This window comes from Sphingomonas paucimobilis NBRC 13935 (genome assembly GCF_000739895.2).
GTDB classification, from domain to species: Bacteria; Pseudomonadota; Alphaproteobacteria; order Sphingomonadales; family Sphingomonadaceae; genus Sphingomonas; species Sphingomonas paucimobilis.
In genome coordinates, this window is sequence record NZ_BBJS01000030.1 from 107,483 (window position 1) to 126,089 (window position 18,607).

The window sequence follows — 18,607 nt, forward strand, 5'->3', positions numbered from 1 at the left end:
GCTCGATTGGTAGCGGCTCCGTAAGTGTTCTGGGCTATTACCGGGCGCATGGTCCCCCGCGCCTGCTTTCGCCGCTTTCTGGTGCTGCTGGCGGCAGCAGCGGTGCTTGCTGTAATTCGTGTTGCGGCATGGGTGCGCGAGCGCGAGCGCGACGGGCGGGTGCCTGCCCACCTCCGTTCGGTCGCCACCCCGCTCGGCCGGGTGGCAGCGGACGAACACGGCTTGTCAACCCGCCGAACCGTTCTGATCGTGCCGGGTACCGCAGGCTGGAGCGGCTTCTGGCGCGACGTGTCGCCGCATTTGGCGGCACGGGGCTATCATGTGGTCGCAGTCGACCTGCCGCCGTTCGGCTATTCCGAACACGATGCGGCCGCACGCTACGACCGGCGCTCGCAGGCCGCTCGCCTGTCTGCGGTGTTGTCGGCAACGGCGCGCGGCTCTGCGGTCGTGGTCGCGCATAGCTTCGGTGGCGGCTCGGCGACCGAACTCGCGCTCGGCCATCCGGATCAGGTCGCGCGGCTGGTGCTCGTCGATGGTGCGCTGGGCGAGCTTGATCCCCCCTCGTCCGGGGGCGTGCCCCTGCTCCGGTCAGCCGTCCTGTCACAGCCGCTGATTGCGGCGACTCTTACCAACCCGCATGTGATCGGCGCCCTGTCTCGATCGATGCTCGCCCACAAGGAAGCGGCAACGCGCTGGCGGGAGACGCTGCGCGCGCCGATGCGCCGGCCCGGCACCACCGCCGCCTATGCGGCCTGGCTTCCGGTGCTGCGCCTGATGAAGCCATCCGTGCGGCTGATCTGGGGAGAGGCCGATACGGTGACGCCGATCGCCCAGGGCCTGCGCCTTTCTCGACTGTTGGGTGCGCCGATCACCCGCCTGCCCGGCGTCGGCCATGTGCCCCATATCAAAGATCCCGTTCATTTCCTGCCGGCGCTCGACGCCGCCATTGCGGAGCCGGTCCGATGAAGCCTCAGCGCCTGTTGGTTGGAACCTCCATTCTGGCGCTCGCCGCCGCCGGGGCTGCCGCCTATGTCGCGCCGCTGGCTGCCGATCCCGCCGGCCCCAAGGATTGCGCCACCGTGCTGCCGCCACTGCCGCAGGAGCGGCCGCGCGCCGCCGCCGCGCGCGAACCGAACTGGGCGCAGCGCGGCGGCCATGTCAATGACGCGAGCTGCCTCAGCCGCACGCCCGTCGCCGGCGTGGTCCGCGTGCGAAGCGAGGCCGATGTCGCCACGGCGCTGCGTTATGCCAGCGCCCACGGGCTTACCGTTTCCGCAGCGGGCGTGAAGCACTCGATGGGTGGCCAGGCGTTCCGCGCCGGGGGCGTGGTGCTCGACATGCGCGACATGGACGCGATCCGGCTCGACCCTGCGGCACGCACTGTCACGGTGGGTAGCGGCGCGACCTGGCACGCGATCCAGCTTGCCGTGCACCCGCGGTTCGCGGTGAAGGCGATGCAGTCCACCGACATCTTCTCCGTCGGGGGGTCGATCAGCGTCAACGCGCACGGCATGGATCATCAGGCGGGCGCGGTGATGGGCTCGCTGCGCAGCGTCCGGCTGATGCTCGCAGATGGCCGGGTGGTCACCGCGTCGCGCGACGAGAATGCGGAGCTGTTCAGGCATGTGGTCGGCGGCTACGGACTGTTCGGCGTGATCCTGTCGGCGACGCTCGATGTGGTACCCAACGACGTCTATCGCTCCGGCCGTGAGATCATCGACTACCGCACCTTCCCGGCCACCTTCGAGCGGATCGCCGCCGACCCCCGCGTTGGGCTCAGCTATGTCCACCTGTCAACCTCGCCCGGCAGCCTGTTGCGCGAGGCGTTGGTGTACACCTACACCAAGCACCCCGAGGATCAGGCGCTGAACCGCGCGGCCCTATCAGAAGTGACCTCCACCAAAATCCGCCGCGTGACCGTCAACCTCGCCAAGCGCAACGACACGTTCAAGCGTTGGAAATGGTGGAGCGAGAAGCATCTTGAGCACCGGTTCGAGAGCTGCACGATCACGCGGGCGCAGGCGCAAGGGTCGGGCGAGGCTTGCTTGGTCGCGCGCAACGACCCTATGCACGATTCGGTCGCCTATCTGTTCAACAATCTGCCGAGCGAGACCGACATCCTCCACGAATATTTCATCCCGCGCGCGCAGATTGTGCCGTTCATCGACGGCATGCGCGCGATTTTCGAACGCGAGCACGCCAACCTCGTCAACGCGTCGATACGGGCGGTGGGCACGGAGGACAACGCGCTCAGCTACGCGCCCGAGCCGGCGTTCTCGGTAGTGCTCTACCTCAACCAGCCGACCACGCCCCAAGGCACGGCGGCGATGCGGCGGCTGACCGGCGAATTGATCGACCTCACCGCCAGCCACGGCGGCCGCTTCTTCCTTCCCTATCAGCTGCACTATACGCCCGCACAGCTCGAGCGCGCCTATCCCGAGATCGGCACCTTCTTCGCCGCCAAGCGCGACTGGGATCCGCAAGGGCTTTTCAGCAACACCTGGTACGCCCGCTACGCGCCCCTGGTCGCGAAGCAGCCGGCGCCAATCCGACCCTCGATCACCGCGCGCGCGCCGTTGGCGTAAAGCCGGCGAACGAAGCCGGCATCGTCACCGCGGGCCAGCGTCGCTCCACGGCGGACCTCCACGACGTGCCCGCCCGCCGCGGCGATGACCCGCACTGCCGCCGGTCCATCGCCGATCACCGCCACTTGCCGGCCGGCCGGCCCGACAAAGGGCATTGCCAACAGGATCAGGACCCACGCGCCGAGCACTACGACCAGCTGGGCAACGGCACGGCCAACCGCCCTAATAGTCGTAAACATGCTCAACCGTGCCGCCGAGCGCGCGGACGCGCGTCATCAGGGGGAGCAGGCGGGCTACCGGAATAGGGACCCCGACGCGTCGCCAACCCGTCCGATCGATCGGCATCGCTAGCACGGCGGGTCCTGGTGGGGGCACGCGGTCAGGCAGGATCAAGGTGGCGAAGATCGTGCCATTGCCTGCGATCTCAACCAGTTGAACCTGCGCTGCCGACAACTTCGCCAGCAGATCGTTGAACTGCTGATAACGCGGCGCCTCCACCACCCTCAGCCCACCAGGCAGCGATCCGACCACCTTCAACCGCGAGTCAATGGCGCGGAGGACGGCAGGATCGCCGCGCACTACCAACCGTAGCGTCGGTTCGTCACGCCCGACGGTAGCGCCGGTCGCAGCATCGATCGCCTTGGCGTAGAGCGCCTTGACCCCGTATTCCGCCGACAACGCGAACCGGCGTTCCCAATGCCGGGCATGGAGCGTCGGCTCCCGGGTCTGCCATTCGCCTTTCAGCGCTTCGCGGAAAGGAAATCGGTACCAGGGCGTTTCATGCAGGAAGGCGCCGTAGCGTTGCTGGACGTGCGCACCATGGCGGTCGTCGGCGCTGTTCCACCCGCTCGTCGCTTCGAACAGTCGCCCGATCGTCCGCTCATAGGCGGCCTTGACCGCTAGCTCGACCGTGTAGCTGATGCCGATCGTGTAGATCGTCACCTTGGCCGCGCCTGATTCCGGGCTTGTGTGGGTGATCCGGTTGACGGCGCAATAGCTTGTCCAGAACTGTCCGATCTGCTTGCCATAGGCAAAGCTGCTCGGTGGTTTGCCGGCGGCCAAGTGCCGCGCAAAGGCTTCCGCTTCGTAGACGATGTGCCATTCGGGATATGTGAGAAATGTGCGCGCCTCCGGCCGCCGATCGGCTGCGGGGAGAAGCGGAGTACGGTCAGGCGCGGCGGCAAGGCCTGGGAGCGGCGCACGACAGCCCCCCTCGATATACGCCATTGGCACCAGCACGATGGCGGCGATCAGCCCACTCGCAAGCGCTGCCAGGCGCCAGCGGCGCTTCACGCCACCGCCGGCTGCGCTGCCCCCGCAGGCGCCTGTGCCAATCGATAACCGACCCAGATCGCGACGCCACCGATCACCAGGTGCGGTAGGTTGGCGAAGACGTGAGCATACATCGACTCCCGGAGCGGTCCGTACAGGAAGATGCCGCCATCCAGATAGCCGCTGCCCAGGAACAGCCCCATCACACCGTCTGCGAAATAGAGCGGCCCGAACAGGCGGAAATAACGGCGTGTCGCGCCATAGGACCACCACGCGGCGATACCAGCCCACAGACCGGAAAAGAAGTGCAGGCTGTCGTCATAAAGGTCGAGCTTGAACAGCCCGAACAGATTGCCATCGGCGTCATGAAATTGCGGCACATAGCCGATGGCCACCACGAGCATGAAACCGATGCAGTACGCTGCCCCGAACACCCGAACCCGGTTCATCGTCACCCCCTTTGACTTCCCCAGCTTGCCACGAAGGCGGTTAGCAAACAATGAGCGGATTGCGGGACAAATCGTGCGACAGTTCTCAATTCCACTCGCTTAACCGGAAGAGGATCACGGGTGTGTCGGTCGCCCGCCCCTGTTATGTCCCACCCCGCGCCGTCGGGGTGTGGGCTGGGCCAATCATAAAGCATTAATCTGATATAGATTGTTAACCAAGACGTGGGATAGCCGTAGCCACTTCTTTGCTGTGATCGGCTCCCCCTTGATCTCCTCTTTACTGCCTTATTCAGCTTACCTTCTTGCGGTTTCTATCGGCATCTGCCTGACGTCAGGCTGGTTGGTAGCGCTGCTTACGGCAGAAGTTCGTCATGCCCGCATCAGCCCAATTGGGTGGCGCGACGGAGGGCTGGCGCTCGCCGCCGGGTTGGGAGTGTGGTCGACCCATTTCAGCGCGATGACCGCCTATCGCCCAGATCTGATCCTGACTTATGCACCTGATCGCACAGCACTTTCTGCTGTGGTGGGGATCCTTCTGGTCGGCCTGCCCATCGCGGCCCTGGCCAGGGTCGAGCGACGGAGCAGGAAGCTCGCCCTTGCCGTGACAGCAGGTTTCGGCATCTGGTGCATGCATGCCGTCGGCCTGTCCGCATTGATGGATTGCGGTCACCAATTCTCCACCATGACAAACCTGATCGGCGGGCTGATCGGTACGGCGATCCTGATCAACTGGCAAATCCGTCGTTCGTCCAATTTCCCCCGGCTGGCGACCAGCATCTCTTTTGTCGGTGCTGTATGCGCTATCCATTTCATCAGCCTGGCTGGAGACGTCGTTACCGCGCCGCTGGCAATCGTCCATGGCAGCGCCATGTCTCCCGGCCTCGTCGCTGCATGCACGGCCTTTGCCGTCTTGATCGCCTGTCTGGGTGGCGTTCTATCCGCCTCGCAAGCGCGATTGCGGCGCGAGCGGGAAGCGCAGACGCTCAAGGCGGTGATCGAGAGCATGTCAGACGGCTTGGTCTTTATCGACAAGGCCGGGCGGCTTCGCCAGTACAACAGGCGTTTCCTGACCCTGTTCGATACGCCGCCCGAGGCACTGCGAACGGGTGTGACCATCGACACCTTTCTGGACACCATTGCACGGTACCGAAACTGGCATCCCGACAAACGGACGCTTGTTGGCCAGTCGATGAAGGCCTGGGTTCATGCCGCTGAATCGTTCGACCGTGAGTGCGAAATGGAGGACGGCCGCACCTATGTCATGCAGTGCCGGCCGGTAACCGAGCAAGGCGTGGTCCTGACGTTCAACGACGTGACGGTCGAACGGCAGGCCAGCCGCAAGCTGAGTTACCATGCGCATCATGACGTCCTGACCAATCTCGGCAATCGCCGGGCGCTTCAAGAACGCATGGCGGCCCTGATCGATAAGGCGAAAACGTTCAGTCTGCTGCTCATTGACCTCGATGAATTCAAGGAGGTCAACGACACCTTCGGCCATGGCATCGGCGACAAGCTCCTGATCCATTGTGCGGAGGTGTTGCATGGCCTGGTCGGTCCGGACAGCTTCGTTGCCCGTATGGGCGGCGACGAGATGGCCATCGTGATGGCCTTGCCGATCGGTCAAGCCACGACGTTCGCACAGACTGTCGTGACCCAGATGTCGAATGCCGTCACTATTGATGGCTATCGCCTCCTGCCGGGATGCAGCATTGGTGTAGCGGAGTGGGAGGCTGGGCTGTCGGGTGAGGAACTGATGAGGCGCGCCGACCTCGCACTCTACGACGCCAAACGGGCCGGCCGTCGACGGGCCCATCGTTATGAGCACGCCATGACAGAGGCGCTCCTGAAGCGGCAGGAGATCGTTGACGGCCTTCATGATGCCGTGAAAGGCGGCGGCTTTCGCCTGGCCTTTCAGCCGATCGCCGACCTCGCTTCCGGTATCACCTGCGGCTATGAGGCACTGTTGCGCTGGCAACATCCCGTCCGAGGATGGATTTCGCCCGATGTCTTCATTCCCATCGCCGAGGATGCAGGCCTGATCGACGAAATCGGGCGGTGGGTGATCGCCGAAGCGTGTCGGCACCTGGCAGGTTGGTCGCCTCATCTATATGTAGCGGTCAACGTTTCCGCCGCACAGTTGGCATCGGATGCGTTGCTCGATCACCTCGCACAGGCCGTTATAGCCAACGGCTTGGCTGCCGAGCGGCTGGAGATCGAAATCACCGAAACTGCGCTGATCCGCGATCCCGTGAAGGTCGCAGGCCGGTTGGAGCGTATCTGCAAACTGGGGTTCAAAATCGCGCTGGATGATTTTGGGACCGGCCAGTCGTCGCTCTCCCATCTTCGCGATCTGTGCTTCGACCGGATCAAGATCGATCGCAGTTTCGTGCTGCGTGCGGCTAGCGATCCACGCTCGATGGCGGTCCTACGGGCAACGGTCGCGCTGGGGCACGAGCTGGGCGTCATTGCACATGCCGAAGGCGTCGAGACATCGGACCAACTCGCATTGTGTCGAGAAATTGGTTGCGACGCCGTGCAAGGGTATCACATCGGCCGTCCGCTCATCCCGCTGGTCGACATGGGTATGCCCCACTATGTCCACGCCGATAGGGTGGCTTGACGCGCGCCGAAGGCAATCCTGGGTGTAAACCGGCGATGCTTCAAAAGTGGGGTAGCCCAACTTGATTTTCGTAAGCATCCCGACATGCCCAATTTCATCTGCTGTGCCTGGGCATTACATACATGTCATAGATAATTGATTTACTTTGGTTTGTTACAAGGCGGATCCACTGGATGGATGGCCCCATGAAAAACATTTCAATCCCGAAAAAACTTGCGGTTGCGTTCCTTATCATCGCTACGGTCGTTTGCAGCGTAGCAGGTTTTTCGGCCATCCAAATCGGTAACATGAACACGGCCATCGGCTATGTGTCGAATGACCTCATGCCGAAGACAGTCGCCGCTCAGCAAATTGATACTGCGACGTCGGACTTTCGGATAGCGGAAGTGCAGCACATTCTGGCAACTCAGCCCGCTGATATGACGGCTGCCGAACAAAAGATCACCGCTGCGAGGAGCGTCGTAGAAAAAAATTACGCGGTGCTCGACCGAACCATAGTGCGGGCTGAGGCAAGGCAGCTTTTGATGGCATTCTACCAGAAGTGGAATGCCTATCTTCAGCAGCATCAGACAATCATTGCTCTGTCCCGTCTCAATCACAATGAAGAGGCGACCGCTATCATGCGGGGGCGAAGCGAGTTGCTGTTTGATGAACTGTCAGATCGTGTCAGTGCGCTCGTGTCCTTCGAAATGAAGCTGGCGACACAACAGCGTCAGGAGGCGTCCGACCTCCACTCGCACGTCGTTACCCTGCTCGCACTGGTCGTCGTGCTGGCATGCGCTGCCTTGGTCGGCATATTGCTTCTCCTGGTCCGGCAGATCGCACGTCCGGTGGACCAAGTGACTTCCGGTTTGACGGCTTTGGCCAGTGGCGACATGTCCATAACGTCGGTCGATCATGACCGCCGTGATGAAGTTGGGCGATTGGCGGGCGCCTTGAACAATTTGCGCGGGCAATTGCTTGCGGCCGATGAGGCCAAGGCAGCCCAGACGACATTGATCGTCGACAGCGTTGGGCGAGGACTGGGTGCGCTGGCCGACGGTGACCTGACCACGCGGATCGAAACCGATCTTACGGGGCCATTCGCCAAACTTCGAACGGACTTCAATCACGCCTTGGGTGCGATGAATGACGCGATGGCAGCGGTAACCGATGTGGCGAGCGGCATTAACAATGGCGCAGGCGACATCCGTCAGGCGTCCGACGACCTGTCACAGCGAACGGAGCAGCAGGCTGCCAGCCTGGAGGAAACGGCCGCTGCGATGCACGAGATCACCGAAACGGTTCGTGAGACGGCCGAGAATGCCAAGCGTGCGAATCAAGTCGTTACGGAAACCCGCACCGATGCCGACCAGTCCGCCGATGTCGTCCGCCAAGCTGTTGCGGCGATGCACGGTATCGAGCGATCGTCGAATGAGATCAGCGAGATCATCTCCGTAATCGACGGCATCGCCTTCCAGACGAATCTGCTGGCACTGAATGCAGGTGTCGAAGCCGCGCGTGCGGGAGACGCAGGAAAGGGCTTCGCAGTTGTCGCTTCGGAGGTCCGGGCACTCGCTCAGCGGTCGGCCGATGCGGCCAGGGACGTCAAGGAGCGTATTACCGCTTCGAGCCAGCAGGTCGATGCCGGGGTTCAATTGGTCGAGCAAGCGGGCAATGCACTGACCCGTATCACTGGACGGATCGGCGAGATCAATACGCTCGTCTCGGATATTGCCTCGGCCGCCGCCCAGCAAGCGACGGGGCTGCAGCAGGTCAATACCGCCGTTGCTGAGATGGACGGGGTCACCCAACAGAACGCCGCGATGGTCGAAGAGGCAACCGCTGCGGCGCGCACTCTATCGGCGGAGGCGGACGAGTTGTCCCGCCAGGTAAGGCGTTTTAAGGTTGCCAATGGTCGCCCGGCTTTGCCTGCCGTACATGAACTTCAAAAACGGGCTGTCAGTGCCGGCCGGAAGGTCGCTACTACAGCACCCGCACGTAATGCCGGCAAAGCCGCGCTTGCCGTGGTGCAGGACGATTGGTCAGAATTTTGACCTCAGTCTGACGGTTCGCATGGAAAAAGGGGGGCTCAAGTGTGCTCCCCTTTGTGTTTTCTCATTCCGGTGATTTGCCTGTTGCTCCTTCCTCTTCCATTCTGCGGTTCGCAGAGCAACATATTCTCGGAGGAATTGTACACGGCGCGGGCGGAAGCTGTGTTCGCCCCGCTCGATGGCCTCGATCCGGAACATCTCGAACGTTCGATGCGCTTCGCGCAATAGGCACCAGCCGACCAGCATCAGCGTGCGTGGACTGTAGGACATACCGAGCCGCAGGATCTGGCACTCGGTCCGCCGCCCGTTTGCGTCGCGATAGGCGATCCGGACGCTAAACTCCTCCCCGCAAGCTGTGCGGAGCAGATCGAGATCGAGATCGACGGCGACCCGCGAGCGAAGCGGATGCGTCCCCAAGGGCAGGCGCATTCGCACGGCGAAGCGCGACAGATATTCGCGTCTATTGAATTTATGAACGAACGTCCAAGGTCGGAAAATCGCATCACGCCCGGATGAGAAACCGGGGGATCGTCAGCTCGCCGAGTGTCCAAAAGTGGGTCTGGACGGGAGCTGGGGGCCAGGGCGTGTTTCGCCTTGGGCAGGACCCATTGATGGGAGAGTCGCGATCTGATTCAGGCTCTGCAAGCAGACCGGAATGAGCGACCTGTTTTGGCTGACGCACGAGCAGATGGCCCGGCTGCGGCCGTTCTTTCCCAAGAGCCACGGCAAGCCTCGAGTGGATGACCGGCGGGTGCTGAGCGGCATCGTGTTCGTCAACCGTAATGGGCTGCGCTGGCGAGATGCTCCCAGCGAGTACGGCCCGCACAAGACGCTGTACAATCGGTGGAAGCGTTGGGGCGAGGCCGGTGTGTTCACGCGAATGATGGAGGGGCTGGCGGCGAAAGGTGCCGAGCCGAATACGGTCATGATCGACGCGACTTACCTGAAGGCGCACCGCACGGCCTCGAGCCTGCGGGTTAAAAAGGGGATCTTGGCCGCCCGATCTGGCGCGCCAAAGGCGGCATGAACACCAAGCTCCACGCCGTCGCCGACGCGAACGGCCGGCCTTTGAGCTTCTTCATAACCGCTGGCCAGGTCAGCGACTACACCGGAGCGGCAGCGTTGCTCGACGACATGCCCAGGGCGCAGTGGCTACTTGGCAATCGCGGCTATGACGCCGACTGGTTCAGGGACGCTCTCCAGGCAAAGGGCATCCAGCCATGCATCCCGGGTCGGCGATCCCGCAACGAGCCGATCAGGTATGACAAGCGCCGCTACCGGCACCGCAGCCGCATCGAGATCATGTTCGGCGGCCTCAAGGATTGGCGGCGCATCGCCACCCGCTACGATCGCTACCCCACGGCCTTCTTCTCTGCCGTCGCCCTCGCTGCCACGGTCATCTTCTGGCTGTGAGCGACGAGTCCTGACCCTAGTCCAGACAGCATCCGCGAACCAAGTGAAGTCGTTCAAAGCTGTAACGCACGCAGCCAACATGAACGAGCGTCCGAAGGTGAGAAATGCCTTCGAGACCACAAACGTCCGCATTTGGGTCCAACCGTTCGGCCGTGTAAACGATCCTGTCCAGCGTGCGCCGCATAAGCCTGGTCCTGCGCTGTTGAGCGGCAGTGAGGAATGGGACGGACTGCCGCCCTATTGGATGGTAGCGGCAAGGACGTCATGACCCATTTTCGGCCATTCGCTGCTCGTATCCGGCTCTGCAATAGCGGACGTTGGTTCATTGGGCGCCACCTATCGCCAGAAGGCGCGATATACGGCACCGAGACGGCATGAGCCGCCCGGCCTTTCTTGCCCTTGCTCTGGCGGGGCTTTCCTGGGTCTTGGCTTTCCACTCGGCAAGTTAGGCACCGCGGGAACTCGACCCGGCGCATATGGTGCTGCTCCGCTTCATCGTTGCCAGCATCGACGCTTGTCCATTCGCCCTTGCCACGAACGAGACAAGAGCGCTGTTCCGTTCGCCGCCGGGACCGCAGATTTCCGAGGATATCGCCGACAGTAGCTGACGTGCCTCGGCTAGTGTTTCGAGGACCACTCCCTTTGCGTCCCGCGAAGGCGGTCAAGTCGCTTCGCGCCATACTGTCCCTAGACGCATGGTAACGTCATACCCGCTCCAGCATGAGGGCGATGCCCTGCCCCACGCCGATGCACATGAAGGCCATGGCGTAGCGGCCGCCGGTGCGGTGTAGTTCCTCCACTGCCGTCATCGTGATCCGCGCGCCCGACATGCCCAGCGGATGGCCGAAGGCAATCGCGCCACCGTTGCGGTTCACACGGGTATCATCAGGCGTAATGCCAAGGTCGCGCAAGGTGGCGATCGCCTGGGCGGCAAATGCTTCGTTCAACTCGATGACATCGATCTGATCCAAGGTGATCCCGGTGCTATGGCAGAGCCTGCGCGCCGCCTCGACCGGACCTGCGCCCATGATCCTCGGCGCGATGCCCGCCGCCGCCATGCCCAGGATACGCGCGCGGGGCGTAAGGCCGTGGCGGACGGCGGCGGCTTCGGTCGCGACCAGCATCGCCGCGGCGCCGTCGTTCAGACCGGACGCGTTGCCCGCCGTGACGGTGCCGTCCGCGCGCACGACGGGTTTCAGCTTCGCCAGCGCCTCCAGGCTGGTCGCGCGGGGGTGCTCGTCGCGGTCGAACAGCACGGGATCACCCTTGCGCTGGGGAATCGCCACCGGCACGATCTCCACCACCATCCGGCCGCTCGCCATTGCGGCAGCCGCCTTTTCCTGGCTGGCGAGCGCGAAGGCGTCTTGATCCTCTCGGCTGACGCCCCATTGGTCGGCGACATTCTCCGCCGTCTGCGGCATGGTGTCGACGCCGTAAGCGGCCCGCATCGCCGGGTTGACGAAGCGCCAGCCGAGCGTCGTATCCTCGATCTGCTGCCCCCGGTCAAAGGCCGTCGCGGCCTTGGCCATGACATAGGGCGCGCGGGTCATGCTCTCGACCCCGCCCGCGATCATCAGTTCGGCATCGCCGCTGCGGATCGCCTGCGCCGCGCTGCCGACCGCGTTCAGGCCGGAGCCGCATAGCCGGTTGACCGTTCCGCCAGGTACCGTCTCGGGCAGTCCGGCCAGCAGCACCGCCATGCGTGCGACGTTGCGGTTGTCCTCCCCCGCCTGGTTGGCACAGCCGAGCAGCACGTCGTCGACCGCTTGCCAGTCCACATTGGCGTTGCGCTCCATCAGGGCGCGCAACGGAATCGCGGCCAGGTCGTCGGCCCGGATCGTCGACAGCGCACCGTTCAGCTTGCCGATGGGCGTGCGGATCGCATCGCAGATAAAGGCGTGGGGCATCAGGCGTCCTGTTCCAGCATGTCGATGATCTTCTGCGCCTCGGCAAAACCGGTATTGGCGGCGGGTACGCCCGCATAAATGGCGGCCTGCATCAGCACTTCCTTCAGCTCGTCACGGGTGAAACCGCCCTGCGTCAGCCCGGCGCGGACATGGAGGGCGAACTCTTCCCAACGGCCCAGCGCGCAGGTGATGGCCAGAACGATCAGACGGCGCGTCCGGTCGTCGAGTCCGGGCCGCCCCCAGATTTCACCCCAGGCGATACGGGTGATCATCGCCTGGAAATCGGCCGTCAGAGAGGTGCGCCTGTCGAGACTACGCTCTACCCATGCATCGCCCAACACCCGGCGGCGGTTGACGAGCCCTGCCTCGAACAGCGTATCCGCTGCGGCCTCGACGGCCTCGTCCGCCCTCAGGAAGCGGCGGAGTGCCGTCGCCAATCCGTCGGGGGCCTCGATCGGCGGCAGATGGGCACCGTCGATCCCGACATGCCGCGCCCCTGGAATTGCTGCGATCAGATGCTCGCCATGCCCGGCATAGGGGGTCGACACATCGAGCATCGCGGTTACCACCAGCGTCGGTACCGCGATCGCAACGATGCGATCCACCAGTCCCATGTCACGGATTGCCGCCCCCGCCCCGGCATAGCCTGTATCGGCCTGCCGGACGATGCCGTCACGCAGCGAGTCCGCAACCTCCGGATGCCCTTCGGCGAAGCCGGGCGACAGGAACCGCCCGACCGCCATGTCGGCGATCGCCGCCGTACCCTGTTGCCGCACCGTGTCGATCCGCGCGGTCCACGCCGCCGGGTCCATCGTGGCGGAGGTGCAGATCAGCGCCAGCGCCGTCACACGCGCCGGATGGTTCAAGGCGATCTGCATCGCGACCATACCGCCCAGCGAAACGCCCGCCACCGCCGCATGAGGCAGGCCCGCATCATCCATGATCGCGACGACATCGGCGGCCAGCATGGCCAGGCTGTAATCGCCGTCCGGCGCATCCGACCCGCCATGCCCGCGGGCGTCGATCCGCAACAGGCGGAAGGCCGGCAGCAGGAGCGGCACGGTCCGGTCCCACAGGCCCATGTCGGTGCCGATCGAGTTGAGCAGCACCAGCACCGGCCGATCCGCCGCGCCCTCCAGCCGCCAGTGCAGACGGACGCCGTCACATAGGGTGAACGCCATGTCAGTCCTCTCCGATGCCGAGCAGTTCGGCGATGATCGCCGCGCTCTCCCCCATATCCTCGCCCATTCCGGCGGCGTCGCGATTGCGGGCGACGGCGTCTGCGTCCACGTCCAGCCCCTCGGCCACCACCGCCATGGCAGCGGCACTGCCCGAGGCAAGCAGGAACAGCTCGGCCAAGACCGGCCCTTCCGCCTGCCAGCCGCCCAGCCCGCGTTCCTGTTCCTGCGGAAGCCCGGCCAGCAGCGACGCCACCAGCCCCGGCGCACGGGTCGCTGCGGACAATGCGACCTGACAACCGGTGGGGTTGCGCTTGTGCGCCATGGCCGACGACCCGCCACGCCCGGCAATGACGGGTTCCTGTGCCTCGCCGATCGCATTCTGCGCCAGTAGCGAGACGTCGCGCGCCAGTTTGCCGAACGCGCCGATCAGCATGGCGACGCACGCCCCGATCGCCGCGACGCCGCCACGCCGCGCATGCCACGGGGGTCCCGTCATCAGGCCCAGCTCTTCCGCCATGCGGCGGGCGACGCATGCACCGTGTCCGCCCAAGCCTGCGCGTGTTCCCGCCGCGCCGCCAAACTGGATGATGGTATAGCGCGCCACGGCCGCATCGAGCTGGTCCAGCGCATCGGCGATACCCGCTGCGGCCTGCGCGAGTCGTAGCCCGAATGCGACCGGCATCGCATCCTGAAGCAGCGTGCGTCCGACCGCGGGGGTCGCCCGGTGCGCGATAGCGAGCCGCTTCAGCGCCGTGCGGACGCGGCGGGCGTCCTCGGCGATGATATGGTGGGCGGCGCGGACCTGCATCATCAGAACGCTGTCTGCCACGTCCTGGCTGGTCGCGCCGAAATGCAATGCCTGTGCCGCCGCCCCGCTCAGCGCGCTCCGCAAACGCGCGACCAGCGGAATGGCCAGCGTCCCCGCCAGTGCCACCTCATCAACCAGCTCGGCAGGTTCGATGCGCACTGCGGCGACGCCGGTCGCGATGGCGGCGGCGACATCTGGCGCGATCAACCCTTCCGCCGCCTGCGCGCAGGCCAGCGCGATCTCGAAGGCGCAGGCATGGGCGATGGTGGCGGTATCGTCGAACACCGCGATCATTGCGGGCGTGGCGACAGGGCGGCGGCGCAGCAGATCGCTCATAGTTCGAAGAACACCGTTTCGCCTTCGCCCTGCAGCACCAAATCCAGCGCCCAGCCACCCTCTTCCTGCGGCATGGCGATCAACGTGTCGCGGCGTTCGGGCGGCACCGATGCGAGCACCGGATCGTCGTCATTCCCGGCGGCCCCGTCGAAATACACCCTCGTCGCCAGTCGCTTGATGACGCCGCGCGCGAAGATTGACAGGGCGATGTGCGGTGCTTGCCGGGTGCCGCCCGGCCCCGGCACCCGCCCCGGCATGATCGTGCGAAAGCGATAGCGGCCATCCTCATCGGTCGCGGCGCGGCCGAAGCCCACGAAATGCGGATCGAGCGGCACATCCTCTCGCGCATCATCCACGCTGCGATAGCGACCCGCCGCATTGGCCTGCCAGATTTCGATCATCGCATCGGGCACGGCCAGCCCCTGTCCGTCGAACACCCGTCCGGTCAGTTCGATGACCTCGCCCTCGGGCGAGCCGGTGGGTGCGGACAGGTTCAGTACATAATGCGCTTCCGGCATCAGTTCGGGACGTGCGCCCATGTCGGACTGCCCAACCAGGTCCGCGCCGCCCTTCCAGGGTAGTCCGTAGTGAAAAAACGGCCCGACCGTCTGGCTGGGCGTCTGGCCGAACAGCGCCGGATCCTGATTGTCGGCCCGCGCTTCGGGACGGCGGTCGGCAGGATCAATGGTCATGATGATCGTCCTCGAACGGCGTCTGCTCTCGCCCTTTCAGCACCACGTCGAAGCGGTAGCCGAGCGCCCAATTGGCCTCGGTCACGTCCATGTCGAGCCGCGCGACCAGCCGCTGGCGGTACGGCATGGGCACCGCATTGGCGATCGGGTCGATCTCGATCAGCGGATCGTCGGGGAAATAGAGTTGCGTCACCAGCCTCGTTGCAAAAGCAGGCCCCAGCAGTGACAGATGGATATGCGCGGGGCGCCACGCATTCTTGTGGTTGCCCCAGGGATAGGCGCCCGGCCGCACCGTGACGAAGCGATAATGCCCCTCCGCATCGGTCACCACCCGGCCAGCACCGGTGAAATTGGGATCGTGCGGCGCGTCCCACTGATCCTTGGCATGGATATAGCGCCCGGCGGCATTCGCCTGCCAGATCTCCATGACCGTATCTGGTACCGCTCGCCCCTGTTCGTCGAGCACGCGCCCCGCGACGATGATCCGCTGGCCCAGCGGCTCGGCCTTGTGCTGCTTCGTCAGGTCGGCGAGCGCCGACCCCATCAGCCGGTCCCAGCAACCACCGGGCCCGGTGGTCTCGGTCAACGTCTGTGGTATCGCGATCGGCGGCTGAAGCGGCGCCCGCGCCATCGTGGAGCGATAGTCAGGCACCAGCAGCGAGGGCGAGCCGGCATCGTCCTTCGTATAGCCGATCATGCCAACTGCTCCGCAAACGGCGCACCCGTCTTCGCCCGCACCTCGTCGAGCGTCACGCCGGGTGCCAGTTCGATCAGCCGCAGGTCCGGCTTGTCGCAGGCCATGACGCACAGATCGGTGACGATCAGATCGACGCACGCCTTGCCGGTCAGGGGCAGCGTGCATTCGGGCAGGATCTTGGGGCTGCCCGTCTTGCTGGCATGGTCCATCACGACGACGATGCGCTGGACGCCCGCGACCAGGTCCATCGCGCCGCCCATGCCCTTCACCATCTTGCCGGGAATGGTCCAGTTGGCGATGTCGCCGCCTTCCGAAACCTCCATCGCGCCCAGCACCGCCATGTCGATATGGCCGCCCCGGATCATCGCGAAGCTGTCGGCGCTGGAGAAGAAGCTGGAGGTCGGCAGGGTCGTGACCGTCTGCTTGCCCGCATTGATCAGGTCGGGGTCCGCCTCCCCGTCATAGGGAAAGGGACCGATGCCGAGCAGACCGTTTTCGGACTGCAACGTCACATCGACGCCCTCGGGCACGTAATTGGCGACCAGCGTCGGAATGCCGATGCCGAGATTGACGTAGAAGCCGTCCTGCAGCTCGCGCGCGGCACGTGCCGCCATCTCATCACGGGTCCAGCTCATGCCGCATTCTCCCGTGCGCGGGTCGTCAGTTTCTCGATGCGCTTCTCGTTGATCGTCGAGCGGACGATCCGGTCGACGAAGATGCCCGGCGTATGGATGCCGTCGGGATCGAGCGCGCCTGCTTCCACGATCTCCTCGACCTCGACCACCGTCACCTTGCCGGCCGTCGCCATGTTGGGATTGAAGTTGCGCGCGGTCTTGCGGAACATGAGGTTGCCCGCCGGATCGGCCTTCCACGCCTTGATGATCGACAGGTCGGCGCGCAGCCAGGTTTCGCGGACATAGTCCTGCCCCTCGAAACGCTCGACGGGCTTGCCCTCCGCGACCACGGTGCCGACGCCGGTCTTGGTGTAGAAGGCCGGGATGCCCGCGCCGCCTGCCCGGATGCGCTCGGCCAGCGTGCCCTGCGGATTGAGTTCCAACTCCAGTTCGCCGGACAGATATTGCTGCTCGAACAGCTTGTTCTCCCCGACATAGGACGAGATCATCTTGGCGACCTGCCGGCTTTCCAGCAGCATCCACAGGCCGAAGCCGTCCGCCCCGGCATTGTTGGAGATGACGGTCAGCCCCTTCACCCCACTGGCCCGGATTTCCGGGATCAGGCTTTCAGGATTGCCCGACAGGCCAAATCCCCCCGACATGATCGTCATGCCGTCGAACAGCAGCCCAGCGAGCGCCGCGGAGGGGTTGTCGTAAATCTTGCTTTTCATGCCATCTCCAGGGGCAGGCCCACATAATTCTCGGCGAGCGTGCGCTGTGCGGCGGGCGAACCGCGCAGATAGTCGAGCTCGGCCATCTGGATGCGTCGGTCGAAGCCATCCATGGTCGGGAAACGGTGAGTCACCGACGTGAACCACCAGGAAAAGCGTTCCGCCTTCCACACCCGCGACAGGGCGCGCGCGGAATAATGGTCGATCCCGGCATTGGAACGCTCGCGATAATGTTCGGTCAGCGCGGCGCCCAGCATCGTCACGTCGGACACCGCCAGGTTCATGCCCTTGGCCCCCGTGGGCGGCACGATATGCGCTGCGTCCCCGGCCAGGAACAGCCGCCCCCATCGCATCGGCTCGGCGACGAAAGAGCGAAGCGGCGCGATCGCCTTTTCAAACGATGGGCCGCGCGTGACCTTCGAGGCCGTCTCCGGGCCCAGTCGAAGGCAGAGTTCGTCCCAGAAGCGATCGTCGGACCACTCCGCCAGGTCCGCGTCCAGCGCGCACTGGATATAATAGCGACTGCGCGTCGGCGACCGCATCGAGGCAAGCGCAAAGCCGCGCTCATGATTGGCATAGATTAGTTCGTGATCGGCGGGTGGCACGTCGGCCAGCACCCCCAGCCAGCCAAACGGATAGACCCGCTCGAAGACCCGCAAGACGTCGGCGGGAATGGCCGTGCGGCTGACGCCGTGATAGCCGTCACAGCCGACGACAAAGTCGCAATCGAGGTGTTGTTCCACGTCATCCTGCCACCAAGTCACACTCGGTCGCGCGCCGTCGAGCCCCGCGAGCACGACATCGCGCGCATTCCACGCGATCGACAGGCCCCGATCCTCAGCGGCATCGAACAGGTCGCGCATCACTTCCTGCTGGCCATAGACGGTGACGGTCGCCCCGCCGGTCAGCGCCGCCATGTCGATGCGGAAGACCTCGCCATCTAACGCCACATTGGTCCCACCATGGATCAGTCCCTCCCGCTCGAGCCGTGACGACAAGCCCAGGCGGCGCATCAGCGCGACCGTGCCTTGCTCCAATACGCCCGCGCGTACGCGGCCCTCGACATAATCGCGGTCTCGCCGTTCGATGACGACCGCGTCGATCCCCTCGGCGTGCAGCAAATGCGCGAGGAACATGCCCGCAGGCCCTGCCCCGACGATCGCCACCTGTGTCCGGTGCCTCATGCTATCCTCTCAACCCGACATTGTTCGCCGTATCGCCGGCATCATGCCTTGGCACACGCAGAGGGACGATGGACGACACGCGCAA

At 64.6% G+C, this 18,607-nt stretch carries 16 protein-coding genes; 5 read left to right on the top strand and 11 right to left on the bottom strand.

The window, feature by feature from the left end; translation table 11 throughout:
• Nucleotides 1-24 precede the first annotated feature (24 nt).
• Nucleotides 25-966: an alpha/beta fold hydrolase gene (locus SP6_RS10210; RefSeq protein ID WP_269153437.1), complete on the top strand. Its 942-nt coding sequence runs from the start codon at nt 25-27 to the stop codon at nt 964-966.
• Nucleotides 963-2,585, top strand: a complete 1,623-nt coding sequence (locus tag SP6_RS10215) for an FAD-binding oxidoreductase (protein ID WP_007405823.1) — start codon at nt 963-965, stop codon at nt 2,583-2,585. The genes SP6_RS10210 and SP6_RS10215 overlap by 4 nt, the downstream gene beginning before the upstream one ends.
• A gap of 222 nt (nt 2,586-2,807) precedes the next feature.
• Here SP6_RS10215 and SP6_RS10220 read toward each other — a convergent pair whose 3' ends face one another.
• Nucleotides 2,808-3,878 carry a hypothetical protein gene (locus SP6_RS10220; protein WP_007405792.1) on the bottom strand — a complete coding sequence of 357 codons (1,071 nt, stop codon included), beginning with the start codon at nt 3,876-3,878 and terminating at the stop codon, nt 2,808-2,810.
• The gene (locus SP6_RS10225; RefSeq protein WP_037569173.1) at nt 3,875-4,306 is read right to left on the bottom strand and encodes a DUF4383 domain-containing protein; all 432 of its coding nucleotides are present in this window, start codon (nt 4,304-4,306) and stop codon (nt 3,875-3,877) included. The genes SP6_RS10220 and SP6_RS10225 overlap by 4 nt, the downstream gene beginning before the upstream one ends.
• A 208-nt stretch (nt 4,307-4,514) precedes the next feature.
• On the opposite strand from SP6_RS10225, the gene SP6_RS10230 reads away from it, so the two are divergent.
• Nucleotides 4,515-6,926: a bifunctional diguanylate cyclase/phosphodiesterase gene (locus SP6_RS10230; RefSeq protein ID WP_139063038.1), complete on the top strand. Its 2,412-nt coding sequence runs from the start codon at nt 4,515-4,517 to the stop codon at nt 6,924-6,926.
• A 185-nt stretch (nt 6,927-7,111) separates the two neighbouring features.
• Nucleotides 7,112-8,962, top strand: a complete 1,851-nt coding sequence (locus SP6_RS10235; RefSeq protein ID WP_037569177.1) for a methyl-accepting chemotaxis protein — start codon at nt 7,112-7,114, stop codon at nt 8,960-8,962.
• On the opposite strand, the gene SP6_RS20410 is transcribed toward SP6_RS10235, so the two are convergent.
• Nucleotides 8,951-9,388 carry a WYL domain-containing protein gene (locus SP6_RS20410; protein WP_050794202.1) on the bottom strand — a complete coding sequence of 146 codons (438 nt, stop codon included), beginning with the start codon at nt 9,386-9,388 and terminating at the stop codon, nt 8,951-8,953. The two genes, SP6_RS10235 and SP6_RS20410, sit on opposite strands and share 12 nt — an antisense overlap.
• A gap of 226 nt (nt 9,389-9,614) precedes the next feature.
• On the opposite strand from SP6_RS20410, the gene SP6_RS20415 reads away from it, so the two are divergent.
• Nucleotides 9,615-10,372 (top strand): IS5 family transposase gene (locus SP6_RS20415; protein ID WP_086011124.1). Its coding sequence is split into 2 segments (ribosomal slippage): nt 9,615-9,948 and nt 9,948-10,372, totalling 759 coding nucleotides; the frame shifts between segments, so codons are not numbered across the junction.
• A gap of 704 nt (nt 10,373-11,076) precedes the next feature.
• Here the strand turns inward: SP6_RS20415 and pcaF are convergent.
• From pcaF to pobA, 8 genes are read right to left on the bottom strand one after another with little or no spacing between them, the layout of a single operon-like run.
• Nucleotides 11,077-12,279 (bottom strand): 3-oxoadipyl-CoA thiolase, encoded by a 1,203-nt coding sequence (gene pcaF, locus SP6_RS10250; protein ID WP_007404980.1) that lies wholly within the window; start codon nt 12,277-12,279, stop codon nt 11,077-11,079.
• Nucleotides 12,279-13,460, bottom strand: coding sequence for a bifunctional 3-oxoadipate enol-lactonase/4-carboxymuconolactone decarboxylase PcaDC (pcaDC, locus tag SP6_RS10255; protein ID WP_007404879.1), 1,182 nt, complete (start codon nt 13,458-13,460; stop codon nt 12,279-12,281). Before pcaDC ends, pcaF begins: the two co-directional genes overlap by 1 nt.
• 1 nt (nt 13,461) lies before the next feature.
• The gene (locus SP6_RS10260) at nt 13,462-14,604 is read right to left on the bottom strand and encodes a lyase family protein (RefSeq protein ID WP_007404923.1); all 1,143 of its coding nucleotides are present in this window, start codon (nt 14,602-14,604) and stop codon (nt 13,462-13,464) included.
• Nucleotides 14,601-15,296 carry a protocatechuate 3,4-dioxygenase subunit alpha gene (pcaG, locus tag SP6_RS10265; RefSeq protein WP_007404876.1) on the bottom strand — a complete coding sequence of 232 codons (696 nt, stop codon included), beginning with the start codon at nt 15,294-15,296 and terminating at the stop codon, nt 14,601-14,603. The genes SP6_RS10260 and pcaG overlap by 4 nt, the downstream gene beginning before the upstream one ends.
• Nucleotides 15,286-15,993: a protocatechuate 3,4-dioxygenase subunit beta gene (gene pcaH / locus SP6_RS10270; RefSeq protein ID WP_007404875.1), complete on the bottom strand. Its 708-nt coding sequence runs from the start codon at nt 15,991-15,993 to the stop codon at nt 15,286-15,288. Before pcaH ends, pcaG begins: the two co-directional genes overlap by 11 nt.
• Complete coding sequence (locus SP6_RS10275) at nt 15,990-16,628, bottom strand: 3-oxoacid CoA-transferase subunit B (RefSeq protein ID WP_007404896.1); 639 nt, start codon at nt 16,626-16,628, stop codon at nt 15,990-15,992. The genes pcaH and SP6_RS10275 overlap by 4 nt, the downstream gene beginning before the upstream one ends.
• On the bottom strand, nt 16,625-17,338 hold the full coding sequence (locus SP6_RS10280) for a CoA transferase subunit A (protein ID WP_007405018.1): 714 nt from the start codon (nt 17,336-17,338) through the stop codon (nt 16,625-16,627). The genes SP6_RS10275 and SP6_RS10280 overlap by 4 nt, the downstream gene beginning before the upstream one ends.
• Nucleotides 17,335-18,522 (bottom strand): 4-hydroxybenzoate 3-monooxygenase, encoded by a 1,188-nt coding sequence (gene pobA, locus SP6_RS10285; protein WP_037568534.1) that lies wholly within the window; start codon nt 18,520-18,522, stop codon nt 17,335-17,337. Before pobA ends, SP6_RS10280 begins: the two co-directional genes overlap by 4 nt.
• Nucleotides 18,523-18,607 lie beyond the last annotated feature (85 nt).

What these genes read in the sequence shown, in the direction of transcription:
- SP6_RS10235 (WP_037569177.1), top strand. Translation starts at nt 7,112, where the DNA reads ATGAAAAACATTTCAATCCCGAAAAAACTTGCGGTTGCGTTCCTTATC.
- pcaG (WP_007404876.1), bottom strand. Translation starts at nt 15,296, where the DNA reads ATGACCATTGATCCTGCCGACCGCCGTCCCGAAGCGCGGGCCGACAAT.
- pobA (WP_037568534.1), bottom strand. Translation starts at nt 18,522, where the DNA reads ATGAGGCACCGGACACAGGTGGCGATCGTCGGGGCAGGGCCTGCGGGC.
- SP6_RS20410 (WP_050794202.1), bottom strand. Translation starts at nt 9,388, where the DNA reads ATGCGCCTGCCCTTGGGGACGCATCCGCTTCGCTCGCGGGTCGCCGTC.
- SP6_RS10225 (WP_037569173.1), bottom strand. Translation starts at nt 4,306, where the DNA reads ATGAACCGGGTTCGGGTGTTCGGGGCAGCGTACTGCATCGGTTTCATG.
- pcaDC (WP_007404879.1), bottom strand. Translation starts at nt 13,460, where the DNA reads ATGGCGTTCACCCTATGTGACGGCGTCCGTCTGCACTGGCGGCTGGAG.
- pcaH (WP_007404875.1), bottom strand. Translation starts at nt 15,993, where the DNA reads ATGATCGGCTATACGAAGGACGATGCCGGCTCGCCCTCGCTGCTGGTG.
- pcaF (WP_007404980.1), bottom strand. Translation starts at nt 12,279, where the DNA reads ATGCCCCACGCCTTTATCTGCGATGCGATCCGCACGCCCATCGGCAAG.
- SP6_RS10280 (WP_007405018.1), bottom strand. Translation starts at nt 17,338, where the DNA reads ATGAAAAGCAAGATTTACGACAACCCCTCCGCGGCGCTCGCTGGGCTG.
- SP6_RS10260 (WP_007404923.1), bottom strand. Translation starts at nt 14,604, where the DNA reads ATGAGCGATCTGCTGCGCCGCCGCCCTGTCGCCACGCCCGCAATGATC.
- SP6_RS10215 (WP_007405823.1), top strand. Translation starts at nt 963, where the DNA reads ATGAAGCCTCAGCGCCTGTTGGTTGGAACCTCCATTCTGGCGCTCGCC.
- SP6_RS10275 (WP_007404896.1), bottom strand. Translation starts at nt 16,628, where the DNA reads ATGAGCTGGACCCGTGATGAGATGGCGGCACGTGCCGCGCGCGAGCTG.